This window comes from Streptomyces sp. NPDC029169 (assembly GCF_055563935.1).
Genome location: NZ_JBVHXA010000016.1, coordinates 66,855 through 87,828, shown reverse-complemented (window position 1 = coordinate 87,828; position 20,974 = coordinate 66,855). Strand labels below are relative to the sequence as shown.

The following is a 20,974-nucleotide window of genomic DNA, read 5'->3' as shown; positions in this document are numbered from 1 at the left end:
ACGCTCATGGCGGGCGTGCTTGCCCCGGCCGCGAGCGCCGCCCAGCGCCACCGGCCCGACGCGGAGGCACACGGAGTGGCCGTCGCCGCCCAGCGCGCCGCCGGGCAGGGCATCGACTGGCAGGACTGCCCGGCCGACTGGGGCCTGGAGAAGCCCATCCAGTGCGGCTGGGTCACCGTCCCGGTCGACTACGCGAAGCCGGACGGCAAGCAGATCAAGATCGCCGTCGACCGCATCGGCGCCACCGGCACCCCGGCCGAGCGCCAGGGCGCGCTGGTCTACAACCCCGGCGGCCCCGGCGCCTCCGGCATGCGCTTCCCGCGCCGGGTCATCACCAAGAACGCGATCTGGGCGGGCGCCGCCAAGGCGTACGACTTCGTCGGCTTCGACCCCCGCGGTGTCGGCCACTCGGCCCCCATCTCCTGCGTCGACCCCGCCGAGTTCGTCAAGGGCCCCAAGCTCGACCCGGTCCCGGACAGCGAGGCCGACAAGCGCGCCCAGCGTAAGCTCGCCGCCGAATACGCCGAGGGCTGCGCGGAGAAGAGCGGCGACCTCCTGCCGTACATCAACACCCTCAACACTGCCCGCGACCTCGACGTCGTCCGGGCCGCGCTCGGCGAGAAGAAGCTCAACTTCGTCGGCGTCTCCTACGGCACCTACCTCGGCGCCGTCTACGGCACCCTCTTCCCGACGCACGTCCGCCGCATGGTGCTCGACAGCGTCGTCAACCCGTCGACGCGGAAGATCTGGTACGAGGCCAACCTCGACCAGGACGTCGCCTTCGAAGGCCGGCTCGAGGACTGGATGACCTGGGTCGCCCAGCACGACGCCACCTACCACCTCGGCGGCACCTATGGCGAGGTCCGGGAGCAGTGGGAGACCTTGCGCGCCGACGCCAAGAAGAACCCGCTGGGCGGCAAGGTCGGCCCGGCCGAGCTCATCGGCTTCTTCCAGAACGCGCCCTACTACGACTCGATGTGGGCCCCGGTCGCCGAGGCCTGGAGCGCGTACGCCGCCGGTGACCCGCAGCCGCTGATCGACTCGGCCGCCTCCGACCCCACCGACACGGCGGGCAACGCCGCCGCCGAGAACGGCAACGCCGTCTACACCGCCGTCGAGTGCGCCGACGCCCCCTGGCCGACCAGCTGGCGGAAGTGGGACCGGGACAACAGCCGGCTCCACGAGCAGTACCCGTTCATGACCTGGGCCAACGCCTGGATGAACCTGCCCTGCGCCACCTGGTCCACCCCGCGTCAGCGGCCGACCGAGGTCCGCACCGGCAAGGGTCTGCCGCCCGTCCTCATCACCCAGGCCGAGCGCGACGCGGCCACGCCGTACGCCGGAGCCGTCGAACTGCACAAGCGGTTCAAGGGCTCGCGCCTCATCACCGAGAAGAACGCCGGCTCGCACGGCATCACCAACCTCACCAACCCGTGCCTGAACACCCGGGTCGAGGCCTACCTCCTCACCGGCGCGCTGGACAGCCGGGACGTGACGTGCGAGCCGCACGCCACACCCAAGCCGTAGCCACCGGATGACGGGGGAGGGGCGGGCCGCCCGGCGACCCGCCCCTCCCTTCCGTCAACGCGAGGCGAGCCAGGCGTCCTCCGCCGCGTAGTCGAAGAAGTCCACCTGGTACTTCACCAGGCCCGGGAACGCCTCACGCCAGTCCTGTTCCGACAGCCGCCGGGACAGATGATCGACCGTCGCCGGCAGGGACTCGGCGTACGACACCACCGGCCGGTACCCCAACTCCCGTTCCGCCGCTCCCATGTCGTAGACGATCGGGTGGGGCGCGGTCCAGGGGGTGAGCCCCACCGTTCCCTCCGGCGCCCCCTCGATCAGCACCGTCTCGCTCTCCACCCCGACGACGGCGTCGATCGCCGCACCGATCTCCGCGACCGTCGGGGCCTCCGGATCACCGCCGTTGAGCACCCGCGTCCCCGGGTTCGCCGCCGCGAGCCGGAGCAGCTCCCCGAGATTGTCCACGTGCACCGGGTGGAACCGGGACATGCCGGCGTACGAGAGGATCCGCACCGGCCGCCCGTCGAGCGCCCGCTTGACGAACCACAACTCGCGCGGACCCGGGCAGTACGGACCGTGGATCGCGCCCGCCCGCAGCACCGTTGTCGGCAGCGCCTCGCCCGCAGCGAACAACTCCCGCTCCAGCGCCACCTTCCGCGTCCCGTACGTCCCCTCGCCCGGCGCCACCGTGGGCCAGGACTCCGGGATCGGCACCGGGTAGGCGGGGAAGCCGTCCGGCTCGCCCTGGGTGTCGAAGCTGCGGCCCCGGTCGTCCTCGTACACCGCGCCGCTGGAGATCACCACCGCGGAGCCGATCCGGTCGGCCAGCGCAGTCAACTGCCGCCCGTGCGCGCCGTCGTAGGCGACGATGTCCACCAGGACGTCCGTGCCCTCGCCCACCGCGCTCGCCAGCGCCCCGTCCTCGGTGCGGTCCACCGCCACCGACCGGACCTCCGCCGGCCACTGCTCGTCCCGGCCTCCCCGTCGTGAGCCGGCGGTCACCTCCCAGCCGTCCGCGACGAGCGCCCGCACGGCCGCCCGCCCCACCTGTCCCGTCGCACCCAGCACGAACGCGTTTCCCTTGGTCATGGTGGGGACGCTACGGGCCCCGGGCCACCCGGCCCAGGGCCGTTCGCCGTGCGCGGATCCGCCCTCAGCGTCCCCGCCGCGGGAACTTCTTCGGCGCCTGAGCGGACTCCGCCGCCTTCACCTTGGCCGCGTACTCGTCGACGTACTCCTGCCCGGACAGCGCGAGGATCTCGTACATGATCTCGTCCGTCACCGCGCGCACGACGGCCTTCTCGCCCTCCATGCCGGCGTACCGGGAGAAGTCGAGCGGCTCCCCGAAGCGGATGGTGACCCGCTTCACCTTGGGCACGACCTTCCCGGGCGGCTGGATCTCGAAGGTCCCCACCATCGCGCACGGGATCACCGGCACCCCGGCCGTGATCGCCATGATCGCGACCCCGACCTTGCCCTTGTAGAGCCGTCCGTCGTGCGAGCGCGTGCCCTCCGGATAGATCCCGAGCAGCTCGCCCTTGGCCAGCACCCCGAGCCCCTCGCGGATCGCGGCCTGCCCGGCCTCCTTGCCGGAGCGGTCGACCGGGATCTGCCCGGCGCTGCGGAAGAACGCGGCGGTCAGCCGGCCCTTGATCCCCGGACCGGTGAAGTACTCCTGCTTGGCGAGGAAGGTGATCCGCCGCTTGAGGACGACGGGCATGAGGAAGTGGTCGGAGAACGACAGATGGTTTCCGGCGACGATCGCCGCGCCCTCCTCCGGGACGTGTTCGAGGCCCTCGATCCGAGGCCGGAACAGCAGCCTCAGAAACGGCCCGATCAGAACGTACTTCAGCAGGTGGTAGAACACCGGCGGCCCCCGATTCGGTAGAGCAACGCTTATTTGTAACCACTTGCGCGACCGTGGTCCACACTGGAGACGGAGAGTGCACCCGATGGCTGCCGAACGCCCACGGATACGGCCCGGCGCAGCCGTCACCGCGGCGCTGTGCGCGGTGATGACCGCCGGGTTGTACGGATGTGCCGACTCGGACACCCCGGAACCGGCCCAGACACCCGCCCCGACCACCCCCGCCCCCGCCCAGGACCAGCGGTCGCCCTTCACCGGACTGCCCGCCCGCCCCGCCCCGGTCCTCGCCGTCAAGATCGACAATGTGCCCCCGGCCCGCCCGCACACCGGCCTCGGCGCGGCCGATCTCGTCTACGTGGAGCAGGTGGAGGGCGGCCAGACCCGGCTGCTCGCCGTCTACTCCTCCGACCTCCCCGACCGGATCGGACCCGTGCGCAGCGCCCGCGAGTCCGACATCGAGCTGCTGCGCCAGTTCGGCCGCCCGGCCCTCGCCTACTCCGGCTCGCATTCCGGCCTGAAACCGCTGCTGAAGGCCGCCCCGCTGTACGCGGTGCCACCGGATGCCGCCCCCGGCGCCTATCAGCGAGACCGCGGCCGGCCCGCTCCCCACAACCTGTACCTCCTGCCCGAGCGAGCCCTCGCCGCCGCCCCTGAGGCCGAGGACGCCAAGGACATCGGCTTCCGGTTCGGTCCCGCCCCCGCGGGCGGCGAGCCGGTCAACGAGCGCACGGTGCGCTTCCCGGCCTCCCGCTACACCTTCACCTGGAACACGGCCGAGAAGAGCTGGCGGGTGGCGATGGACGGCCGGGCGGCCGTGACCACCGACGGCGGCCCGGTGAAGGCCGCGACCGTCGTGGTGCAGCACGTGACGATCCGGCCCTCGAAGTTCTCCGACTTCCTCGGCAGCGTCTCCCCGTACACCGAGACGGTCGGCAGCGGCACCGCACTCGTCCTGCGCGACGGCAAGGCCCACGACGCCCGCTGGAGCCGGCCCGCTGCCGACAAGGGCACCACCTTCACGACCCCGGCCGGTGCGCCCCTGAACTTCGCGACCGGCCACACCTGGGTCGTCCTGGCCCCACGCGGGTAGCCCGCGCGGGTAGCCAGGCCGGGCGGGGGTACCCGCCGAGTACGACCAGGGAGGAGGCCGGTCATGGGCGCCGACATCTGGGGCTACCCCGAGACCTCGGGCCATGTGCCCGGAACCCGGCTCGTCGGATACAGCGTCGAGGCGACCGACGGCTCCATCGGAAAGATCGACAAACACACGGAGGACGTCGGCGCGTCCTACCTCGTCGTGGACACCGGGCCGTGGATCCTCGGCAAGCGCGTGCTGCTGCCCGCCGGCCTGGTCTCCCGTGTCGACACCGAGAACGAGACCGTTCATGTCTCCTGCACGAAGGACGAGGTCAAGGACTCACCGAACTTCGAGAGCGGTCAGCACGAGGACGACAGAGAGCACATCAGGCTGATCGAGTACTACTACAGCAACCGGCACATGTGAGCTCAGGGCTGAGGCCCTGGCCTGCTCGGTCCGCGCCGACGGGCCCCCGTGGGGGCGGAGCTGTCCGCCGCCGCCATGCCGATGGTGACGACACCGAGCACCACCCAGCCGAACCAGAGCCAGCCGCTGCTGCCGAGTGCCACGGTGTAGGCCGTTGTCAGCACCAGCGCCGCGACGGTGATCACGCTCATCGCCTTCGTGGGACCGGACATATGTCCGCCCTCCTCCTGACGGGGGCCGTCACGTTCATCGTGACCCCTAGGGCGGGCGCGGCGCTACTCCCACGTCACTTCCGCGTCTGGAGCGAGGCCAGATACGCGTTGTACGCCTCCAGCTCCTTGTCGCCGTCGCGGTCGGCGGCCCGGTCCTTGCGGACGGCCTGCCGCTGCTCGGAGCGGTACCACTGGTAGACCAGCGCGATCAGCACCAGTACGGACGGGATCTCGCTGAACGCCCAGGCGATGCCGCCCGCCGCGTTCTGGTCGGCGAGCGCGTCGATCCCGAGCGAGGCCGGCGGGTTCTCGTACGCCTTGATCATCGGCTCGGTCGCCATCATCAGCGCGATGCCGAAGAAGGCGTGGAAGGGCATGCCCGCGAAGAGCTCCAGCATCCGCATCACATAGCCCGGGCGGTGCGGTCCCGGGTCGACGCCCATGATCGGCCAGAAGAAGACCAGACCGACGGCGAGGAAGTGCAGCATCATCGCGATGTGCCCGACCTTCGAGCCCATGAGGGTGTCGAAGAGCGGCGTGAAGTAGAAGCCGTACAGGCTCGCGATGAAGAGCGGGATCGTGAACGCGGGATGCGTGATGATCCGCATGTAGCGGCTGTGCAGCAGCATCAGGAGCAGCTCGCGGGGCCCCTTGTCGCCCCGGGGCGCGACCGGCAGAGCGCGCAGTGCCAGCGTCACCGGCGCGCCGAGCAGGATCAGGATCGGCGACACCATCGAGATGACCATGTGCTGGACCATGTGCACGCTGAACATGACCATGCCGTAGTCGTTGAGCTTGGTGCACATCATCAGCGCCACGCTCAGCACGCCCACGGTGAAGGAGACCGTCCGGCTCACCGGCCAGCTGTCACCCCGCCCGCGCAGCCGCGCGACGCCCCAGCCGTACAGCGTGAGTCCCACGAGGCAGGCGACGAGGAAGAACGGGTCCGCCGAGAACTCCAGGCCACGCCCCAGCGTGAACGGCGGCAGATCCATCGTCATGCCGTGCCCGCTGTGATCCATCTGTGCACTCCTGGAGCCCGATTCGCGCTTGTTGTCCGCACCAGACTAGAACCGCCCCCGTTCGCGGATGCGACCGGGGGCGGTTCGATGCTGGGTGTACGGCTGTCAGAGCACGCACTCGGCTTCGGCGTAGCGCTCGGCCGGGACCGTCTTGAGGGTCTCCACGGCCTGGGCCAGCGGGACCATCGTGATGTCCGTGCCGCGCAGCGCGGTCAGCATGCCGAACTCGCCGCGGTGCGCCGCCTCCACCGCATGCCAGCCGAAGCGGGTCGCGAGGACCCGGTCGTACGCGGTCGGCGTGCCACCGCGCTGGACGTGACCGAGTATCACCGGCCGGGCCTCCTTGCCGAGCCGCCGCTCCAGCTCCACGGAGAGCTGGTTGGCGATGCCGGTGAAGCGCTCGTGCCCGTACTGGTCCTTGGCACCGACCTCGAAGTTCATCGAGCCCTCGCGCGGCTTGGCACCCTCGGCGACGACCACGATCGCGAAGCGCTTGCCGGCCTCGAAGCGCTCGCCGACGCGTGCGGTCAGCTCGTCGATGTCGAAGGGGCGCTCGGGCACGACGATGGCGTGCGCGCCCGCGGCCATGCCGGAGTGCAGGGCGATCCAGCCGGTGTGCCGGCCCATGACCTCGACGATGAGGACGCGCTGGTGGGACTCGGCGGTGGTCTTCAGCCGGTCCAGGGCCTCGGTCGCCACACCGACGGCGGTGTCGAAGCCGAAGGTGACGTCGGTCGAGGAGATGTCGTTGTCGATGGTCTTCGGAACGCCGACGATCGGCAGCCCGGCCTGCGAGAGCAGGTTGGCGGCCTTCAGCGTGCCCTCGCCGCCGATCGGGATGATCGCGTCCAGACCCAGCTCGGCGACATGGCCCCTGGCGCGCTCGACACCGTCGACGAGATGGGCGGGCTGGACCCGGGAGGAGCCGAGGATGGTGCCGCCACGGGCGAGGATGCCGGCGACCGCGTCAAGGTCGAGCTTGCGGTAGTCGCACTCCAGGAGGCCCTTCCAGCCGTCGTGGAAGCCGATGACCTCGTCTCCGTGGTCGACGACGGCGCGGTGCACGACGGAACGGATGACGGCGTTCAGACCGGGGCAGTCGCCTCCGGAGGTGAGCACACCAATGCGCATAGCCCAAATACCTTTGCAACGTGGGCCGACTCCCGGACCACGTCGTCCGGTTGGATCCCCGCCACCCTATCGGTGCCGGATGGCGGGGCCGAACCGGTTGTCCACGGATTGGACACCGTATTGACTTACGGATCCGATGCGCGCACGCCTGCTCAGACGTGCAGCTTGTTACGCGGGCTGGGTCGCCGCCGCGATGCGCTCGGCGCGCAGCGCCTCGTACCACCGGTCGTCGGTCGGCGGCAGCGCGTTGACGTCCAGGGCCAGCTTCAGTAGCAGGTCCGCGATCTGCGGGTTGCGGGCCATGACCGGGCCGTGCATGTACGTACCGAAGACGGTGTCGTTGTACGCGCCCTCGGTGCCGTCGCCCGTGCCGTTGCCCTTGCCCAGGATCGTGCGGGCGAACGGGCGGGCCGTCGGGCCGAGATGGGTGATGCCCTGGTGGTTCTCGAACCCGGTGAGCTGGGGGAGACCGAGGCGCGGGTCGATGTCCGCGAGGACGTCGCCGACGCACCGCTCGCCCTCGCCCCGGGTGGAGATGACGTCGATCAGACCGAGGCCGGGCTCGCGCTCGCCGAGGTCGTTGATGAACTCGTGGCCCAGGATCTGGTAGCCGGCGCAGACCGAGAAGATGATCGCGCCGTTGGACGCGGCGCGCTCGAGGCCGCCGTCGCGGCGCAGCCGCTCGGCCGCGAGCCGCTGCGGCCGGTCCTCGCCGCCGCCGATCAGATAGATGTCGCCGGAGGTCGGCACCGGCTGGTCGCTGCGGACGTCGACGCGCTGGACGTCCAGACCGCGCTGGCGGGCGCGGCGCTCGACGACGAGGGCGTTGCCCTGGTCGCCGTAGGTGCTGAGCAGGTCCGGGTAGACCCAGACCAGGCGCAGGCTGCTGTCACTCATGCTGCAAGTCCTCTACGGGTCAGTTGCCGACGCGGCGGCGGACGTCCTGGAAGGCGGTGTAGTTGGCGATCAGCTCGATCTGCCCGGGCGGGGCCAGCTGGACCGCCTCGTCGAGCGTCTCGCAGACGCGGAAGTCCACACCCGCGACCTCCAGGCGGACCGCCAGGTCCAGCTTGCGGTCACCGATGACCATGATCGGGTGGCCGGCGAGCCGGCCGTAGTCCACGTCCCACAGCCAGGAGGTGTCCGTGCCGTCGGCGCCGCGCGCGTTGACGGAGAGGATGACCGGGGTCGGCGGCTGGTCGATGAGGGAAAACGTTTCGAGCCAGCCCGCCGGGTTCTTCGCGAGCAGCAGCCGCAGCTCACGGCCCTGGAAGGAGACCACGTCGTAGCGGCCGGCCACGGCCTGCACCTGGTACATGCGCTCCAGGGCGACCTGCGGCGGGACGCCGAAGACGGCGGCCACGGCGGCCGAGGTGGCGGCGTTGGCCTTGTTGGCACGGCCGGGCAGCTGGAGGTGGATCGGCCAGGCCGAACCGTGCGGGTCAAGGACGTGGTCGCCGTTGAGCGCCCAACTCGGCGCGGGGCGGCGGAAACCGCACTCACCGCAGAACCAGTCGTCGCCCGGACGCTGCATCACACCGCCGCAGGCGGGGCACGACCAGGCGTCGTCCTTCCACTCCTGGCCGACGGCGACCCACACCACGTTGGGGGAGGAGGAGGCGGCCCACACGATCAGCGGGTCGTCGGCGTTGGCGATGACCACGGCCTTCGTACCGCTCAGACCCTCGCGCCACTTCTCGGCGAGCATCCGGGTCTCGGCGGCGCGGTCGAGCTGGTCGCGGGAGAGGTTGAGCAGCGCGATCGCCTTGGGCGTGGTGTCCCGGGCGACTCCGGCGAGGTACTTCTCGTCGACCTCGATCACGCCGTACTTGCTGTCCGAGCCGCCCGCCAGCGCCGAGGTGATGCCCGCGGGCATGTTGGCGCCCAGCGCGTTGGAGACGACGGGGCCGCTGGCCCGCAGCGCCTCGGCGATCAGCCGCGTCGTGGTGGTCTTGCCGTTGGTCGCGGACACCAGGACGACGTCCAGATGCTGCGCGAGCCGACCCAGCAGGTCCGGGTCGAGCTTCAGCGCCACCTTGCCGCCGATCACCGATCCGCTGCCGCGTCCCGCTGCGCGCGACACCGCGGCCGCGGCCTTGCCCGCCGTCACGGCCAGCTTGGCGCGCGGCGACAGCGGCTCTGGATTACCGGGGTGTCCTGACATCTTCCTTGTTCCTCCTTGCGTCGGTCCGGGCTCAGCCTATCGAGATCCGGCCAGCGACCCGAACTGCGGCACCCCCGCGCTCCTCGCCGAAACGACGAGGTCATGGCGGACCGTACTCTTACGCCCATGCGAAACCGGCCGATCCCCGGCAGTTCCGGCCACGTCCGAGCGATGACCCTGCTCGGCGACCCGGTGCTGCACGCCCCCTGTGAACCCGTCAGCGACTTCGGCCCGGAGCTCGCCCGGCTGATCGAGGACATGTTCGCGACGATGTACGCGGCGAACGGCGTCGGCCTCGCGGCCAACCAGGTGGGCGTGGGCCTGCGGGTCTTCGTGTACGACTGCCCGGACGACGAGGACGTGCGCCACCTCGGGCACCTGGTCAACCCGCGCCTGGTGGAGGCGGACGGCGAGGTGATCCGGGGGCCCGAGGGCTGCCTGTCCCTGCCGGGCCTGGAGGCCCCGACGCCCCGCTTCGACCGCGCGGTCGTCGAGGGCGTCCTCCTGGACGGCACCCCGACCCGCGTCGAGGGCACGGGCTTCTTCGCCCGCTGCCTCCAGCACGAGACGGACCACTTGGAGGGCGGGGTGTACGCGGACAGGGTGACGGGCTGGCGCGGGTCACGGCTCCGCCGCGCGATCAGGAAGGAGCCGTGGGGAAGCTAGTCCCCACCGTTGTGGGCAATCGTCCCGCAGGGCGGGACGGGTGGGCACAACCCACAAGCGCGCCGCGCGTTCAGGCCCGCACGCCCCAAGGCCCCGGGGGCTGGGTCGCCTAGAACCCAGGCCCCCCGTCGCGGTCGCCCGCCTCGGCCAGGCGCCCCCACAGCAGGTCGGCAAGCGCGGTAACCAACTCGCTTCGCGAGCACGCCCGTTCGCCCAGCCACCAGTCACCCGCCGCGTGCATCATGCCCACGATCCCGTGCCCCCAGATCCGCGCCTGAGCCTCACCCGCCGGCCCGAGGTCGATGCGCTCCGCGATGACCTGGCCCAGCTCCTCGCCCATCCGCCGCAGTACCGGCGCCGAGTGGCGGCCGACGTCGAAGCCCTGCTCGGCCTGGTGCGTCTCCTCGGCCGGGTGCATCAGGAAGCGGTAGACCTGAGGCAGCGCCTCGATCGAGGCGAGGTACGTGTCGAGCGTCGACTCGACCCGCGCGCGCCGGTCGGCCGGTGCGTCGAGGGCCGCCCGCAGCGCGGCGAGCAGCGCGTCGGTGTGCCGGGTCGCCAGGGCCCGGTACAGCCCGCCCTTGTCGCCGAAGTGCCGGTAGAGGATCGGCTTCGTGATCCCCGCCTCCGCGGCGATCGCGTTCATCGAGGCCTTGGGCCCGTCCCGGAGCACCACCCGGTCCGCCGCCTCCAGCAGTTCGCGGCGCCGCTGATCGGCCGGCTTCTGCTGGTCGGTGGTCCGATGTGTGGTCTCCATAGCGTGTCTCCCCGCCCGTCCGAATTCGTGAGGCTGTCGCAACGTAACACCCGACCGGCACCCGGTGCCGCGCCGCCTGTACTGCTCCGCCGCAGGTTGACAGGCCCTACTGGCGAGTAACAGACTAGTGTTACCGCAAGTAACGCACTGCTGGGAGGGAACATGGCCGAGTTCACGCTCGAACTCAACGACGACCAGAAGCAGGTCCGTGACTGGCTGCACGGATTCGCCGAGGACGTGATGCGCCCCGCCGCCGCCGAGTGGGACGAGCGTGAGGAGACTCCCTGGCCGATCATCCAGGAAGCCGCCAAGATCGGCATCTACTCTCTCGATTTCTATGCCCAGCAGTTCTTCGACCCGACCGGCCTCGGCATCCCGATGGCGATGGAGGAGCTCTTCTGGGGAGACGCGGGCATCGCTCTCTCCATCGTCGGCACCGGCCTCGCCGCCGTCGGCGTCCTCGCCAACGGCACCGAGGAGCAGATCGGCACCTGGATCCCGCAGATGTACGGCGACGCCGACGACGTGAAGGTCGCCGCGTTCTGCTCCTCCGAGCCCGACGCCGGCTCGGACGTCGCCTCCCTGCGGACCCGGGCCGTCTACGACGAGGCCAAGGACGAGTGGGTCCTGAACGGCACCAAGACCTGGGCGACCAACGGCGGCATCGCCAACGTCCACGTCGTCGTCGCCGCCGTGGACCCCGAGCTGGGCTCCAAGGGCCACGCCTCCTTCATCGTGCCGCCGAACACCCCCGGCCTCTCCCAGGGCCAGAAGTTCCAGAAGCACGGCATCCGTGCCTCGCACACCGCCGAGGTGGTCCTGGAGAGCGTCCGTGTCCCCGGCCACTGCCTCCTCGGCGGCAAGGACAGGCTGGACGAGCGCCTGGCCCGGGCCCGCGAGAAGGCGAAGAGCGGGGACCGGGTCAAGAACGCCGCCATGGCGACCTTCGAGGCCTCCCGCCCCGCGGTCGGCGCCATGGCCGTGGGCACGGCCCGCGCCGCGTACGAGGTCGCCCTCGACTACGCCAAGACCCGCGAGCAGTTCGGCCGCCCGATCATCGACAACCAGGGCGTCGCCTTCCAGCTCGCCGACATGCGCACCCAGATCGACGCCGCCCGGCTCCTCGTCTGGCGCGCCTCCTGGATGGCGACCACCGGCAAGCCGTTCACCTCGGCCGAGGGCTCGATGTCCAAGCTGTACGCGAGCGAGGTCGCGAAGAAGGTCACCGGCCAGGCCATCCAGATCCTCGGCGGCAACGGCTACACCCGCGAGTACCCCGTGGAGCGCATGCACCGCGACGCGGCGATCTACACGATCTTCGAGGGCACGAGCGAGATCCAGCGCCTGGTGATCGCCCGGACCCTCTCCGGGATGCCGATCCGCTAGAGGCTGAGCGCGTCCTCGGCGTTGCTCAGCCATGCGGTGACCGAGTTCCGGGACGAGACGTACAGGCCGGGCGTCGACGCCTTGAGCGGCACCTGCTCGAGGTCGGACGCGGTGTTCATGGTCATCGCGATCGAGCCGACGGTCCGGCCCGTGCCGTCGTTCGTGCCGCCCATGAGCCCCGCGTACGCCGACTCGCCAGGCGCGAGCCTGATGTCGGTGCCCGGGTGCGTCTCCGGACGCTCCGTCGCGGCGCCGTCCAGGTCGTCGAAGGTGACGATCGGATAGTCCAGGACCTTGCACGGCTTGCCGCTCTTGTTGGTGATCTTGAGCAGGTAGCTGCTGGTGGTGCGCTCCGCGAGATCCGCGGTGAACTTCACGTCGTACGTGCTGCACGGGAAGACCGCGAAGTCGGGATCGGACGGGCCCTCGCTCGGGGAGCCCGACGGCTTGGCCGGCTTGGACGGCTTCGCCGAGGGCGCGGGCTTCGACGGGGTGGCGGGCTTCGACGGGGTGGTGGACCCCGACGGGGTCGCCGTGGGCGGCGGGACTTCCTCGGGGCCACAGGCCGTCAGAGCCAGTGCGGACACGGCGAGGACGACGGCGGTTCTGCGGACGCCACGACGGATGTGATGGGTCATCGGTTGCTCCCCCGAGTCAGCAGCGCGAGTGCGCTGTTCAGGGCACCAGCGTCTCGCCGAACCTTCACGATTCTGTGACCGCGCATTCCCGAATCCACCACGGAAACCGGAAGGTCACACCACGCAGAACTCGTTCCCCTCCGGGTCCTGGAGCACCACCGCGTAGTACTCCATCCCGTGCGGCTCGTCCATCGTGTACAGGATCGTCGCGCCCAGCGCCGTCAGCCGCGCCACCTCCCCGTCCACCCTCTCGCGCCGTATCGCCAGCGGTACGTCCCGCCCGCCGCCGACCTTCAGGTCCAGATGCACCCGGTTCTTGACGGTCTTCGGCTCGGGGACCTGCTGGAACCAGACCCGCGGCCCGACCCCCTTCGGGTCGACGACGGACTCGGGCAGGTCCCCGACGCCCTCGGGAAGCTCCTCCTCCGGCACCCCGATCGACGCCCAGTACGCCCGCCAGCTCTCGTGGCCGCCGGGCGGCGGTTCCGGCACATAGCGCAGGGCCTCCGCCCAGAAACGTACGAGCCGCTGGGGGTTCGCGCAGTCGATGGTGATCTGCAGCGTCATCTCGGTCATCGCGATCGGTTCCATACGGCGAGCGTCCCAGACGCCACTGACAACCGGCCCAACAGGCCAGATCCGGCCTGGTGTTCGGCCATGGCTACCGGCGGGTCACGTGGTGCGGGACAATCGCCGGGCCGGTGACGATCAAGGGGGCAAACACATGGCGACCACCACCGCGGTGCCGGGCCCGGCGGGACTTCCGCTGCTCGGCTCGATGCTCGACCTCAAGAACGACACGCTCGGCACCTTCCTGCGCTCCCAGCGCGAACACGGAGACGTCGTCCGGATCACCGCCGGACCGCCCGGCATTCGCGCCACGGTCTACGGAGTCTTCTCCGCCGAGGGTGCCCAGCAGGTCCTCGCCACCGAGTCCGCCAACTTCCGCAAGGACAACGCCTTCTATCAGGAGCTCCGCGAGTCCTTCGGCAACGGACTGCTGACGAGCCAGGACGAGGACTACCTCCGTCAGCGCCGGCTCGTTCAGCCGCTCTTCACCCGCCGCCGCGTCGACAGCTACGCCGAGGCGATCGCCGCCGAGGTGGGGACCGTCACCGGGCCCTGGCGGACGGCGGAGAACTCCACCGTCGACGTTCTCGGCGAGATGACCCGGCTCGCCCTGCGCGCCGTCGCCCGCATCCTCTTCGGTACGGACGTCGAGGCGGCCGTCGAGATCGTCGAGCGCGCCTTCCCGGTGATGGGCGACTACGTCCTGCGGCGCGGCTTCTCGCCCCTCAACATCCCCCGCGACTGGCCCACCCCCGGCAACCGCCGCGCGGCCGCCGCCCACGAGGAGCTGTACGCCGTCTGCGACCGGATCATCGCCGAGCGCCGGGCGGCCGGCCCGCAAGGCGGCGAGGGCGACGGACAGGATCTGCTGACCCTCCTGGCCGCGGCCGAGAGCGCCGAGGACGGCAGCTTCGACGCCTCCGAACTGCGCGAGCAGGTCCTCATCTTCCTGCTCGCCGGACACGAGACCACCGCCACCTCGCTCGGCTTCGCCCTCCACCTCCTCGCCCTGCATCCGGAGCAGCGAAAGCGGGCCCACGAGGAGGTCGACCGCGTCCTCGCCGGCCGTACGCCCGGCGCCGCCGACCTCGACGCCCTGCCCTACCTCACCCAGGTGCTCAAGGAGGCCATGCGCCTCTTCCCGGCCGCGCCGGCCATCGGCCGTCGCGCCGTCGCCGCCACCGGGATCGGCGGCCACACCATCCCGGCGGGCGCCGACGTGATCGTCTCCCCGTGGGTCACCCACCGGCACCCCGCGTACTGGGAGGACCCGGACCGCTTCGACCCCGAGCGCTTCACGCCCGAGGCCGAGGCGGGCCGCCCGCGCTACGCCTGGTTCCCCTTCGGAGGCGGCCCGCGCGCCTGCATCGGTCAGCACTTCTCGATGCTGGAGTCGGTGGTCGCGCTCGCGATGATCCTGCAGTCCTACGACCTCGACGCGATCGACACCGAGGTGCCGCTCAGCGCGGCGATCACCCTCAGGGCGCTCGGCCCGGCGCGCTGCCGGGTCACTCCCCGCACCGCGTAGGAAGCGGCGAAGCAGCCCAGGACGCGGAGGGCCTGGCCGACCCGGGAGCCGGCCAGGACCGGCCGCGTCAGCGCCGCGTGGAGACGACGACCGTCGCGTACAGCTCGTCCGAGGTGAGCACCCGCGGTGTCAGACCGTGCCCGGAGACCGCCTCGACGGCCCGGGCGGCCTGCCGTTCGGACGTCTCGACCAGCAGGTGTCCGCCCGGGGCCAGCCAGTCGGCGGCCTCGGTCGCGACCCTGCGCAGGACGTCGAGCCCGTCCGAGCCGCCGTCCAGCGCGACCAGCGGCTCGTGCTCGCGCGCCTCGGGCGGCAGCAGGGCGACACCCGCCGTCGGCACGTACGGCACATTGGCGACCAGGACGTCGACCCGGCCGCGCAGACCGCTCGGCAGCGGGGCGAAGAGGTCGCCCTCGAACACCCGGCCGCCGCGCGGCTCGATGTTGCGCCGCGCGCACCGCACCGCCGCGGGCTCGACGTCCGAGGCGTACACCTCGGCGCCCTCCACGGCCGAGAGCAGCACCGCGCCCGCCGCGCCCGACCCGCAGCACAGATCGACGCAGAGCGCCCCGGGCCCGGCCAGGCCCACGGCCTGCTCGACGAGGAACTCCGTACGCCGCCGGGGCACGAACACCCCGGCGTCGACGGCGATGCGCAGCCCGGCGAAGGCCGCCCAGCCCACGACGTGCTCGATGGGCAGACCGGCGGCCCGCCGCTCGACCATCGTGTCGAGTTCAGCGGTGCTGTGCGCGGTGGAGAAGAGAAGCTCCGCCTCGTCCTCGGCGAACACGCAGCCCGCGGCGCGGAGTCGGGAGACGGTGGTGGAACGAAGGGAGAAGGACGGGTCGATCGACATGGAAACCTTCCGGGAAGCCGAAGGGCGCTCCCGTGGTGGTCACCGCTGTCGGGCGGACCACACGGTCGTCGAGGGGGAGCACCCTGCCTGCATGGCGTTGATGGGTCCCACCTCCTCGGTCGTCCTCTGCTGGAGCCGCTCACATTACATGATCGACATCAGGCGGACAGCAGCGCCTCGATGGCCGCGACGACCTCCGGGGCCTCCGGCTCGGTGCGCGGGCGGAAACGCGTGATCTGTCCGTCCGGGCCGATCAGGAACTTCTCGAAGTTCCACTGGACATCCCCGGACTCGCCCTCCGCGTCGGCGACCTCGGTCAGCTCCGCGTAGAGCGGGTGACGGGCCTCGCCGTTCACATCCGTCTTCTCCAGGAGCGGGAACGTCACGCCGTACGACGTGGAGCAGAAGGTCTGGATCTCCTCCGCGGTGCCCGGCTCCTGGCCGAGGAACTGGTTGCACGGCACACCGAGCACGGTGAAACCGCGCTCCCCGTACTCCTTCTGCAGCCGCTCGAGCCCCGCGTACTGCGGCGTCAGACCGCACTTCGAGGCCACATTCACGACGAGGACGGCCTGGTCGCGGTAGTCGGCCAGCGAGATCGGGTCACCGGACAGGGTGCGCAGCGGAATGTCGTACAGGCTCATGGACAGCTCCTCGTCGAGACTGGGGGTGCGATCACCATACGATCCCCGGCTACAGCTTCCGGAACAGTCCCTCCTGGACCACCGACACCAGGTGCCGGCCCTCGCGGTCGTAGATGCGTCCCCGGGCCAGGCCGCGGCCGCCGGTTGCGATCGGGGACTCCTGGTCGTAGAGGAACCATTCGTCCGCGCGGAAGGGGCGGTGGAACCACATGGCGTGGTCCAGCGACGCCATGTCGAAGCCCCGCGGGCCCCACAGCGGTTCGACCGGGATACGGACCGCGTCCAGGAGTGTCATGTCGGAGGCGTACGTCAGCGCGCAGGTGTGCACCAGCGGGTCGTCCCCGAGCGGGCCCACCGCCCGCATCCACACCGCGCTCCGCGGGTCCGCGCCCTTGACCTCGTCCTTCGTCCAGCGCAGCCGGTCCACATAGCGGATGTCGAACGGCTGGCGCCGGGCCATCCGCTCCAGGGCCTCCGGCAGCACGCCCAGATGGTCGCGGATCTCGTCCGCGAGCTTCGGCAGGGTCTCCGGGTCCATCATGTGCCGCGGCGGCAGCTGGTGCTCGAACCCGGACTCCTCCGGCAGGTGGAAGGAGGCCGTCAGGTTGAAGATGGTCCGGCCCTGCTGGATCGCGGTGACCCGGCGCGTGGTGAACGAACGGCCGTCCCGCACCCGCTCCACCTGGTAGACGATCGGGACGCCCGGCCGCCCCGGCCGCAGGAAGTACGAGTGCAGCGAGTGCACCGGACGGTCGCGCTCCGTGGTGCGCCCGGCCGCCACCAGGGCCTGCCCGGCGACCTGCCCGCCGAAGACCCGTTGCAGCGACTCCTGCGGGCTCTGGCCACGGAAGATGTTGACCTCGATCTGCTCCAGATCGAGCAGGTCGACGAGCCTCTCGGCAGGGTTGGTCTCGGCGGGATCGGTCACCTCTGCGCTCCTTCTACAGCTGTCCGACGGACGTCACGCGGACGATCGCCCGGCCCTCCTCGTCGGAGGCCGCGAGATCGACCTCCGCGCTGATGCCCCAGTCATGGTCGCCGTTCGGGTCGGCGAAGGTCTGCCGGACGCGCCACAGGCCGTGGGCCGCGTCCTCCTCGATCTGAAGCAGCTTCGGGCCGCGCGCGTCCGGGCCCGTCCCCAAGTCGTCGTACTCGTCCCAGTACGCGTCCATCGCCTCGCCCCACGCGTCCGCGTCCCAGCCCGACTCGGCATCCAGCTCGCCCAGCGCGTCCACGTTGTCGAGCGCCGCCAGCTCCACCCTGCGGAACATCGCGTTGCGCACCAGGACCCGGAAGGCGCGCGCGTTCGCGGTGACCGGCTTGACCTGGTCGGCCTTCTCCTGCGCCTCCTCGGCCGTCTCGACCTCCGGGTTGGCCAGCTGCTCCCACTCGTCGAGCAGCGAGGAGTCGACCTGGCGCACCATCTCGCCCAGCCACTCGATGAGGTCCTCGAGATCCTCGGTCTTCAGGTCGTCCGGGATCGTGTGGTCCAGCGCCTTGTACGCGCTCGCGAGATAGCGGAGCACGATGCCCTCGGTCCGCGCCAGCTCGTACCAGGACGTGAACTCCGTGAAGGACAGCGCCCGTTCGTACATGTCACGGATGACGGACTTCGGCGAGACCGGGTGGTCGCCCACCCACGGGTGGGACTTCCGGTACACGTTGTACGCGTGCCAGAGCAGCTCCTCCAGCGGCTTGGGGTACGAGATGTCCTGGAGCCGCTCCATGCGCTCCTCGTACTCGACGCCGTCGGCCTTCATCTGCCCGACGGCCTCGCCGCGCGCCTTGTTCTGCATGGCCGCCAGGATCTGGCGCGGGTCGTCGAGGGTGGACTCGACGACCGAGACCATGTCCAGGGCGTACGAAGGGGACTCGGGGTCGAGCAGGTCGAACGCGGCGAGCGCGAACGTCGACAGCGGCTGGTTCAGCGCGAAGTCCTGCTGGAGGTCGACCGTGAGCCGGATCGTGCGGCCCTCGGCGTCCGGCTTGTCGAGCTGCTCCACCACACCGCCGTCGAGGAGCGAGCGGTAGATCGCGATGGCCCGGCGGATGTGCCGCAGCTGGGCCTTGCGCGGCTCGTGGTTGTCCTCCAGGAGCTTGCGCATCGCCTCGAAGGCGTTGCCGGGCCGGGCGATCACCGAGAGCAGCATGATGTTGGTGACCTTGAAGCGGGAGGTCAGCGGCTCCGGCTCGGCGGCGATCAGCTTCTCGAAGGTGGTGTCGCTCCAGGCGACGAAGCCCTCCGGGGCCTTCTTGCGCACCACCTTGCGGCGCTTCTTCGGATCGTCGCCCGCCTTGGCGAGCGCCTTCTCGTTCTCGATGACGTGCTCGGGCGCCTGCGCGACGACGAAACCGGCGGTGTCGAAGCCCGCGCGGCCGGCCCGGCCCGCGATCTGGTGGAACTCCCGCGCGCGCAGCGTCCGCACCCGGTTGCCGTCGTACTTGGTCAGGGCCGTGAACAGCACCGTACGGATGGGCACGTTGACGCCCACGCCGAGCGTGTCCGTCCCGCAGATCACCTTCAGCAGGCCCGCCTGCGCCAGCTTCTCCACCAGACGCCGGTACTTCGGCAGCATGCCCGCGTGATGCACGCCGATGCCGTGCCGGACGTAACGTGAGAGGTTCTGGCCGAACTTGGTGGTGAAGCGGAAGTTGCCGATCAGCTCGGCGATCTTGTCCTTCTCCTCGCGCGAGCACATGTTGATGCTCATCAGCGACTGCGCCCGCTCGACGGCCTGCGCCTGGGTGAAGTGGACGATGTAGACCGGAGCCTGCTTGGTCTCCAGGAGCTCGGTCAGCGTGTCCGTGATGGGGGTGAGCCGGTACTCGTACGACAGCGGGACCGGCCGCGTGGCCGAGCGGACCACCGAGGTCGGGCGGCCCGTGCGCCGGGTCAGGTCCTTCTCGAACATCGACACGTCGCCGAGCGTCGCCGACATGAGCACGAACTGTGCCTGCGGGAGTTCGAGGATCGGGATCTGCCAGGCCCAGCCGCGGTCCGGCTCCGCGTAGAAGTGGAACTCGTCCATCACGACCTGGCCGATGTCCGCGTACTTGCCGTCCCGCAGCGCGATGGAGGCCAGCACCTCGGCCGTACAGCAGATCACGGGCGCGTCGGCGTTCACGGACGCGTCGCCGGTCAGCATGCCGACGTTCTCGGTGCCGAAGAGCTTGCACAGGTCGAAGAACTTCTCCGACACCAGCGCCTTGATCGGCGCGGTGTAGAAGGTCACCTGGTCGTTCGCGAGCGCGGTGAAGTGCGCGGCGGCCGCGACCAGCGACTTTCCGGAGCCGGTGGGCGTGGACAAGATCACGTTGGCCCCGGAGACCACCTCGATCAGCGCCTCCTCCTGGGCCGGGTAGAGCGTGATGCCCCGGCCCTCCGCCCATGAGGAGAACGCCTCGAAGAGGGCGTCGGGGTCGGCGTTCGGCGGAAGCTGATCGATAAGGGTCACGCCCCCATCTTGCCTGGATTCCGTCCGGATGAGGGAACCGGCCACCGGCCGGAAGATCACGGACGATACGCTGTCGCGTCGACCGGTCGTCAACTGAGCGCCGGCGCGGGAGGAATGGGGCGGGGACAAGCATGATGGGACCGGCGCACTCGCTGTCCGGAGCGGCGGCCTGGCTGGGCGTCGGGGCGGCGGCCGCCGCCGCGGGCCACCCGATGCCGTGGCCGGTTGTCGTCGTCGGAGCGCTCATCTGCGCCGGCGCGGCGCTCGCCCCGGATCTCGACCACAAGTCCGCGACCATCTCGCGGGCCTTCGGCCCGGTCTCCAAGGGCCTGTGCGAGATCGTCGACAAGCTCTCGTACGCCGTCTACAAGTCAACCCGCTCCACCGCCGACCCGCGCCGGTCGGGCGGGCACCGCACGCTCACCCACACCTGGCTCTGGGCGGTCCTCATCGGCGCCGGAGCCTCCGTCCTGGCGATCAGCGGCGGGCGCTGGGCCGTCCTCGGGATCCTCTTCGTCCACCTCGTGCTCGCGGTGGAGGGCCTGCTGTGGCGGGCCGCCCGGATGTCCAGCGACGTCCTGGTCTGGCTGCTCGGCGCGACCAGCGCCTGGATCCTCGCGGGCGTCCTTGACCAGCCGGGCAACGGCGCCGACTGGCTCTTCACCGCCCCCGGGCAGGAGTACCTCTGGCTGGGCCTGCCGATCGTCCTCGGCGCCCTCGTCCACGACATCGGCGACGCCCTGACCGTCTCCGGCTGCCCGATCCTGTGGCCGATCCCGGTGGGGCGCAAGCGGTGGTACCCGGTCGGCCCGCCGAAGGGCATGCGGTTCCGCGCGGGCAGCTGGGTCGAGCTGAAGGTGCTGATGCCGGCGTTCATGCTGCTCGGCGGCGTGGGCGGGGCCTCGGCGCTCGGCTATCTGTAGCGCTTCGCACGACGGTGGGGGGCGCCCCGGTCCGGGGGGGCCCCACCCCCCTTTTCCCCCTCTCCCGACCCCCCCCACGCAGGATGAGCGTCCTCCGCCCTCCCCCAACCTTCTTCGGTGCCGAGCG

General features: G+C 70.9%; 21 protein-coding genes. 7 read left to right on the top strand and 14 right to left on the bottom strand.

All coding sequences use genetic code 11. The annotated features are described in order from the left end of the window. Positions 1-6 precede the first annotated feature (6 nt). Positions 7-1,527 carry an alpha/beta hydrolase gene (locus ACZ4VI_RS26565; protein ID WP_468003301.1) on the top strand — a complete coding sequence of 507 codons (1,521 nt, stop codon included), beginning with the start codon at positions 7-9 and terminating at the stop codon, positions 1,525-1,527. Positions 1,528-1,581: 54 nt separating this feature from the next. Here ACZ4VI_RS26565 and ACZ4VI_RS26560 read toward each other — a convergent pair whose 3' ends face one another. Beyond that, the gene (locus ACZ4VI_RS26560; protein ID WP_468003122.1) at positions 1,582-2,613 is read right to left on the bottom strand and encodes an NAD-dependent epimerase/dehydratase family protein; all 1,032 of its coding nucleotides are present in this window, start codon (positions 2,611-2,613) and stop codon (positions 1,582-1,584) included. Between the two features lie 64 nt (positions 2,614-2,677). Then, a complete protein-coding gene (locus tag ACZ4VI_RS26555) occupies positions 2,678-3,391 on the bottom strand; it encodes a lysophospholipid acyltransferase family protein (RefSeq protein ID WP_468003120.1) in 714 nt (237 codons plus the stop codon). 85 nt (positions 3,392-3,476) lie between these two features. On the opposite strand from ACZ4VI_RS26555, the gene ACZ4VI_RS26550 reads away from it, so the two are divergent. Together ACZ4VI_RS26550 and ACZ4VI_RS26545 are read left to right on the top strand one after the other, a co-directional pair. After that, on the top strand, positions 3,477-4,481 hold the full coding sequence (locus ACZ4VI_RS26550) for a DUF3048 domain-containing protein (protein ID WP_468003118.1): 1,005 nt from the start codon (positions 3,477-3,479) through the stop codon (positions 4,479-4,481). A 63-nt stretch (positions 4,482-4,544) separates the two neighbouring features. Further along, on the top strand, positions 4,545-4,895 hold the full coding sequence (locus tag ACZ4VI_RS26545) for a PRC-barrel domain containing protein (protein ID WP_468003116.1): 351 nt from the start codon (positions 4,545-4,547) through the stop codon (positions 4,893-4,895). Between the two features lie 2 nt (positions 4,896-4,897). On the opposite strand, the gene ACZ4VI_RS26540 is transcribed toward ACZ4VI_RS26545, so the two are convergent. The 5 genes from ACZ4VI_RS26540 to ACZ4VI_RS26520 form a co-directional block, all read right to left on the bottom strand. Next, on the bottom strand, positions 4,898-5,107 hold the full coding sequence (locus ACZ4VI_RS26540; protein WP_468003114.1) for a hypothetical protein: 210 nt from the start codon (positions 5,105-5,107) through the stop codon (positions 4,898-4,900). A gap of 74 nt (positions 5,108-5,181) precedes the next feature. Next, positions 5,182-6,129 (bottom strand): cytochrome c oxidase assembly protein, encoded by a 948-nt coding sequence (locus tag ACZ4VI_RS26535; protein ID WP_468003112.1) that lies wholly within the window; start codon positions 6,127-6,129, stop codon positions 5,182-5,184. 105 nt (positions 6,130-6,234) lie between these two features. Next, positions 6,235-7,260: a 6-phosphofructokinase gene (locus tag ACZ4VI_RS26530; RefSeq protein WP_468003110.1), complete on the bottom strand. Its 1,026-nt coding sequence runs from the start codon at positions 7,258-7,260 to the stop codon at positions 6,235-6,237. Between the two features lie 168 nt (positions 7,261-7,428). Then, positions 7,429-8,157 (bottom strand): type 1 glutamine amidotransferase, encoded by a 729-nt coding sequence (locus ACZ4VI_RS26525; protein ID WP_158985045.1) that lies wholly within the window; start codon positions 8,155-8,157, stop codon positions 7,429-7,431. 19 nt (positions 8,158-8,176) lie between these two features. Then, a complete protein-coding gene (locus ACZ4VI_RS26520) occupies positions 8,177-9,424 on the bottom strand; it encodes a MurT ligase domain-containing protein (protein WP_468003108.1) in 1,248 nt (415 codons plus the stop codon). A gap of 126 nt (positions 9,425-9,550) precedes the next feature. Between ACZ4VI_RS26520 and def the strand changes: the two genes are divergently transcribed. Then, a complete protein-coding gene (gene def, locus ACZ4VI_RS26515) occupies positions 9,551-10,090 on the top strand; it encodes a peptide deformylase (RefSeq protein WP_468003106.1) in 540 nt (179 codons plus the stop codon). Positions 10,091-10,199: 109 nt separating this feature from the next. Here def and ACZ4VI_RS26510 read toward each other — a convergent pair whose 3' ends face one another. Next, positions 10,200-10,847, bottom strand: a complete 648-nt coding sequence (locus ACZ4VI_RS26510; RefSeq protein ID WP_468003104.1) for a TetR/AcrR family transcriptional regulator — start codon at positions 10,845-10,847, stop codon at positions 10,200-10,202. Between the two features lie 162 nt (positions 10,848-11,009). Between ACZ4VI_RS26510 and ACZ4VI_RS26505 the strand changes: the two genes are divergently transcribed. Continuing rightward, the gene (locus tag ACZ4VI_RS26505; protein ID WP_468003102.1) at positions 11,010-12,233 is read left to right on the top strand and encodes an acyl-CoA dehydrogenase family protein; all 1,224 of its coding nucleotides are present in this window, start codon (positions 11,010-11,012) and stop codon (positions 12,231-12,233) included. Here the strand turns inward: ACZ4VI_RS26505 and ACZ4VI_RS26500 are convergent. Both ACZ4VI_RS26500 and ACZ4VI_RS26495 read right to left on the bottom strand, forming a co-directional pair. Beyond that, positions 12,230-12,871 carry a DUF4232 domain-containing protein gene (locus ACZ4VI_RS26500; protein ID WP_468003100.1) on the bottom strand — a complete coding sequence of 214 codons (642 nt, stop codon included), beginning with the start codon at positions 12,869-12,871 and terminating at the stop codon, positions 12,230-12,232. The two genes, ACZ4VI_RS26505 and ACZ4VI_RS26500, sit on opposite strands and share 4 nt — an antisense overlap. Before the next feature lie 114 nt (positions 12,872-12,985). Next, complete coding sequence (locus ACZ4VI_RS26495) at positions 12,986-13,462, bottom strand: VOC family protein (RefSeq protein ID WP_468003098.1); 477 nt, start codon at positions 13,460-13,462, stop codon at positions 12,986-12,988. Positions 13,463-13,595: 133 nt separating this feature from the next. On the opposite strand from ACZ4VI_RS26495, the gene ACZ4VI_RS26490 reads away from it, so the two are divergent. Further along, positions 13,596-14,969, top strand: a complete 1,374-nt coding sequence (locus ACZ4VI_RS26490; RefSeq protein WP_468003096.1) for a cytochrome P450 — start codon at positions 13,596-13,598, stop codon at positions 14,967-14,969. A 67-nt stretch (positions 14,970-15,036) separates the two neighbouring features. Here ACZ4VI_RS26490 and ACZ4VI_RS26485 read toward each other — a convergent pair whose 3' ends face one another. The 4 genes from ACZ4VI_RS26485 to ACZ4VI_RS26470 form a co-directional block, all read right to left on the bottom strand. Continuing rightward, complete coding sequence (locus tag ACZ4VI_RS26485) at positions 15,037-15,825, bottom strand: putative protein N(5)-glutamine methyltransferase (RefSeq protein ID WP_468003095.1); 789 nt, start codon at positions 15,823-15,825, stop codon at positions 15,037-15,039. Positions 15,826-15,983: 158 nt separating this feature from the next. Further along, positions 15,984-16,469, bottom strand: a complete 486-nt coding sequence (locus ACZ4VI_RS26480) for a glutathione peroxidase (protein WP_468003093.1) — start codon at positions 16,467-16,469, stop codon at positions 15,984-15,986. A gap of 49 nt (positions 16,470-16,518) precedes the next feature. Then, positions 16,519-17,397, bottom strand: a complete 879-nt coding sequence (locus tag ACZ4VI_RS26475) for an acyl-CoA thioesterase (protein WP_468003091.1) — start codon at positions 17,395-17,397, stop codon at positions 16,519-16,521. Between the two features lie 13 nt (positions 17,398-17,410). Further along, positions 17,411-19,984, bottom strand: a complete 2,574-nt coding sequence (locus ACZ4VI_RS26470; RefSeq protein WP_468003089.1) for a DEAD/DEAH box helicase — start codon at positions 19,982-19,984, stop codon at positions 17,411-17,413. Positions 19,985-20,055: 71 nt separating this feature from the next. Between ACZ4VI_RS26470 and ACZ4VI_RS26465 the strand changes: the two genes are divergently transcribed. After that, positions 20,056-20,847, top strand: a complete 792-nt coding sequence (locus tag ACZ4VI_RS26465) for a metal-dependent hydrolase (protein WP_468003087.1) — start codon at positions 20,056-20,058, stop codon at positions 20,845-20,847. The last annotated feature ends 127 nt before the right edge of the window (positions 20,848-20,974 follow it).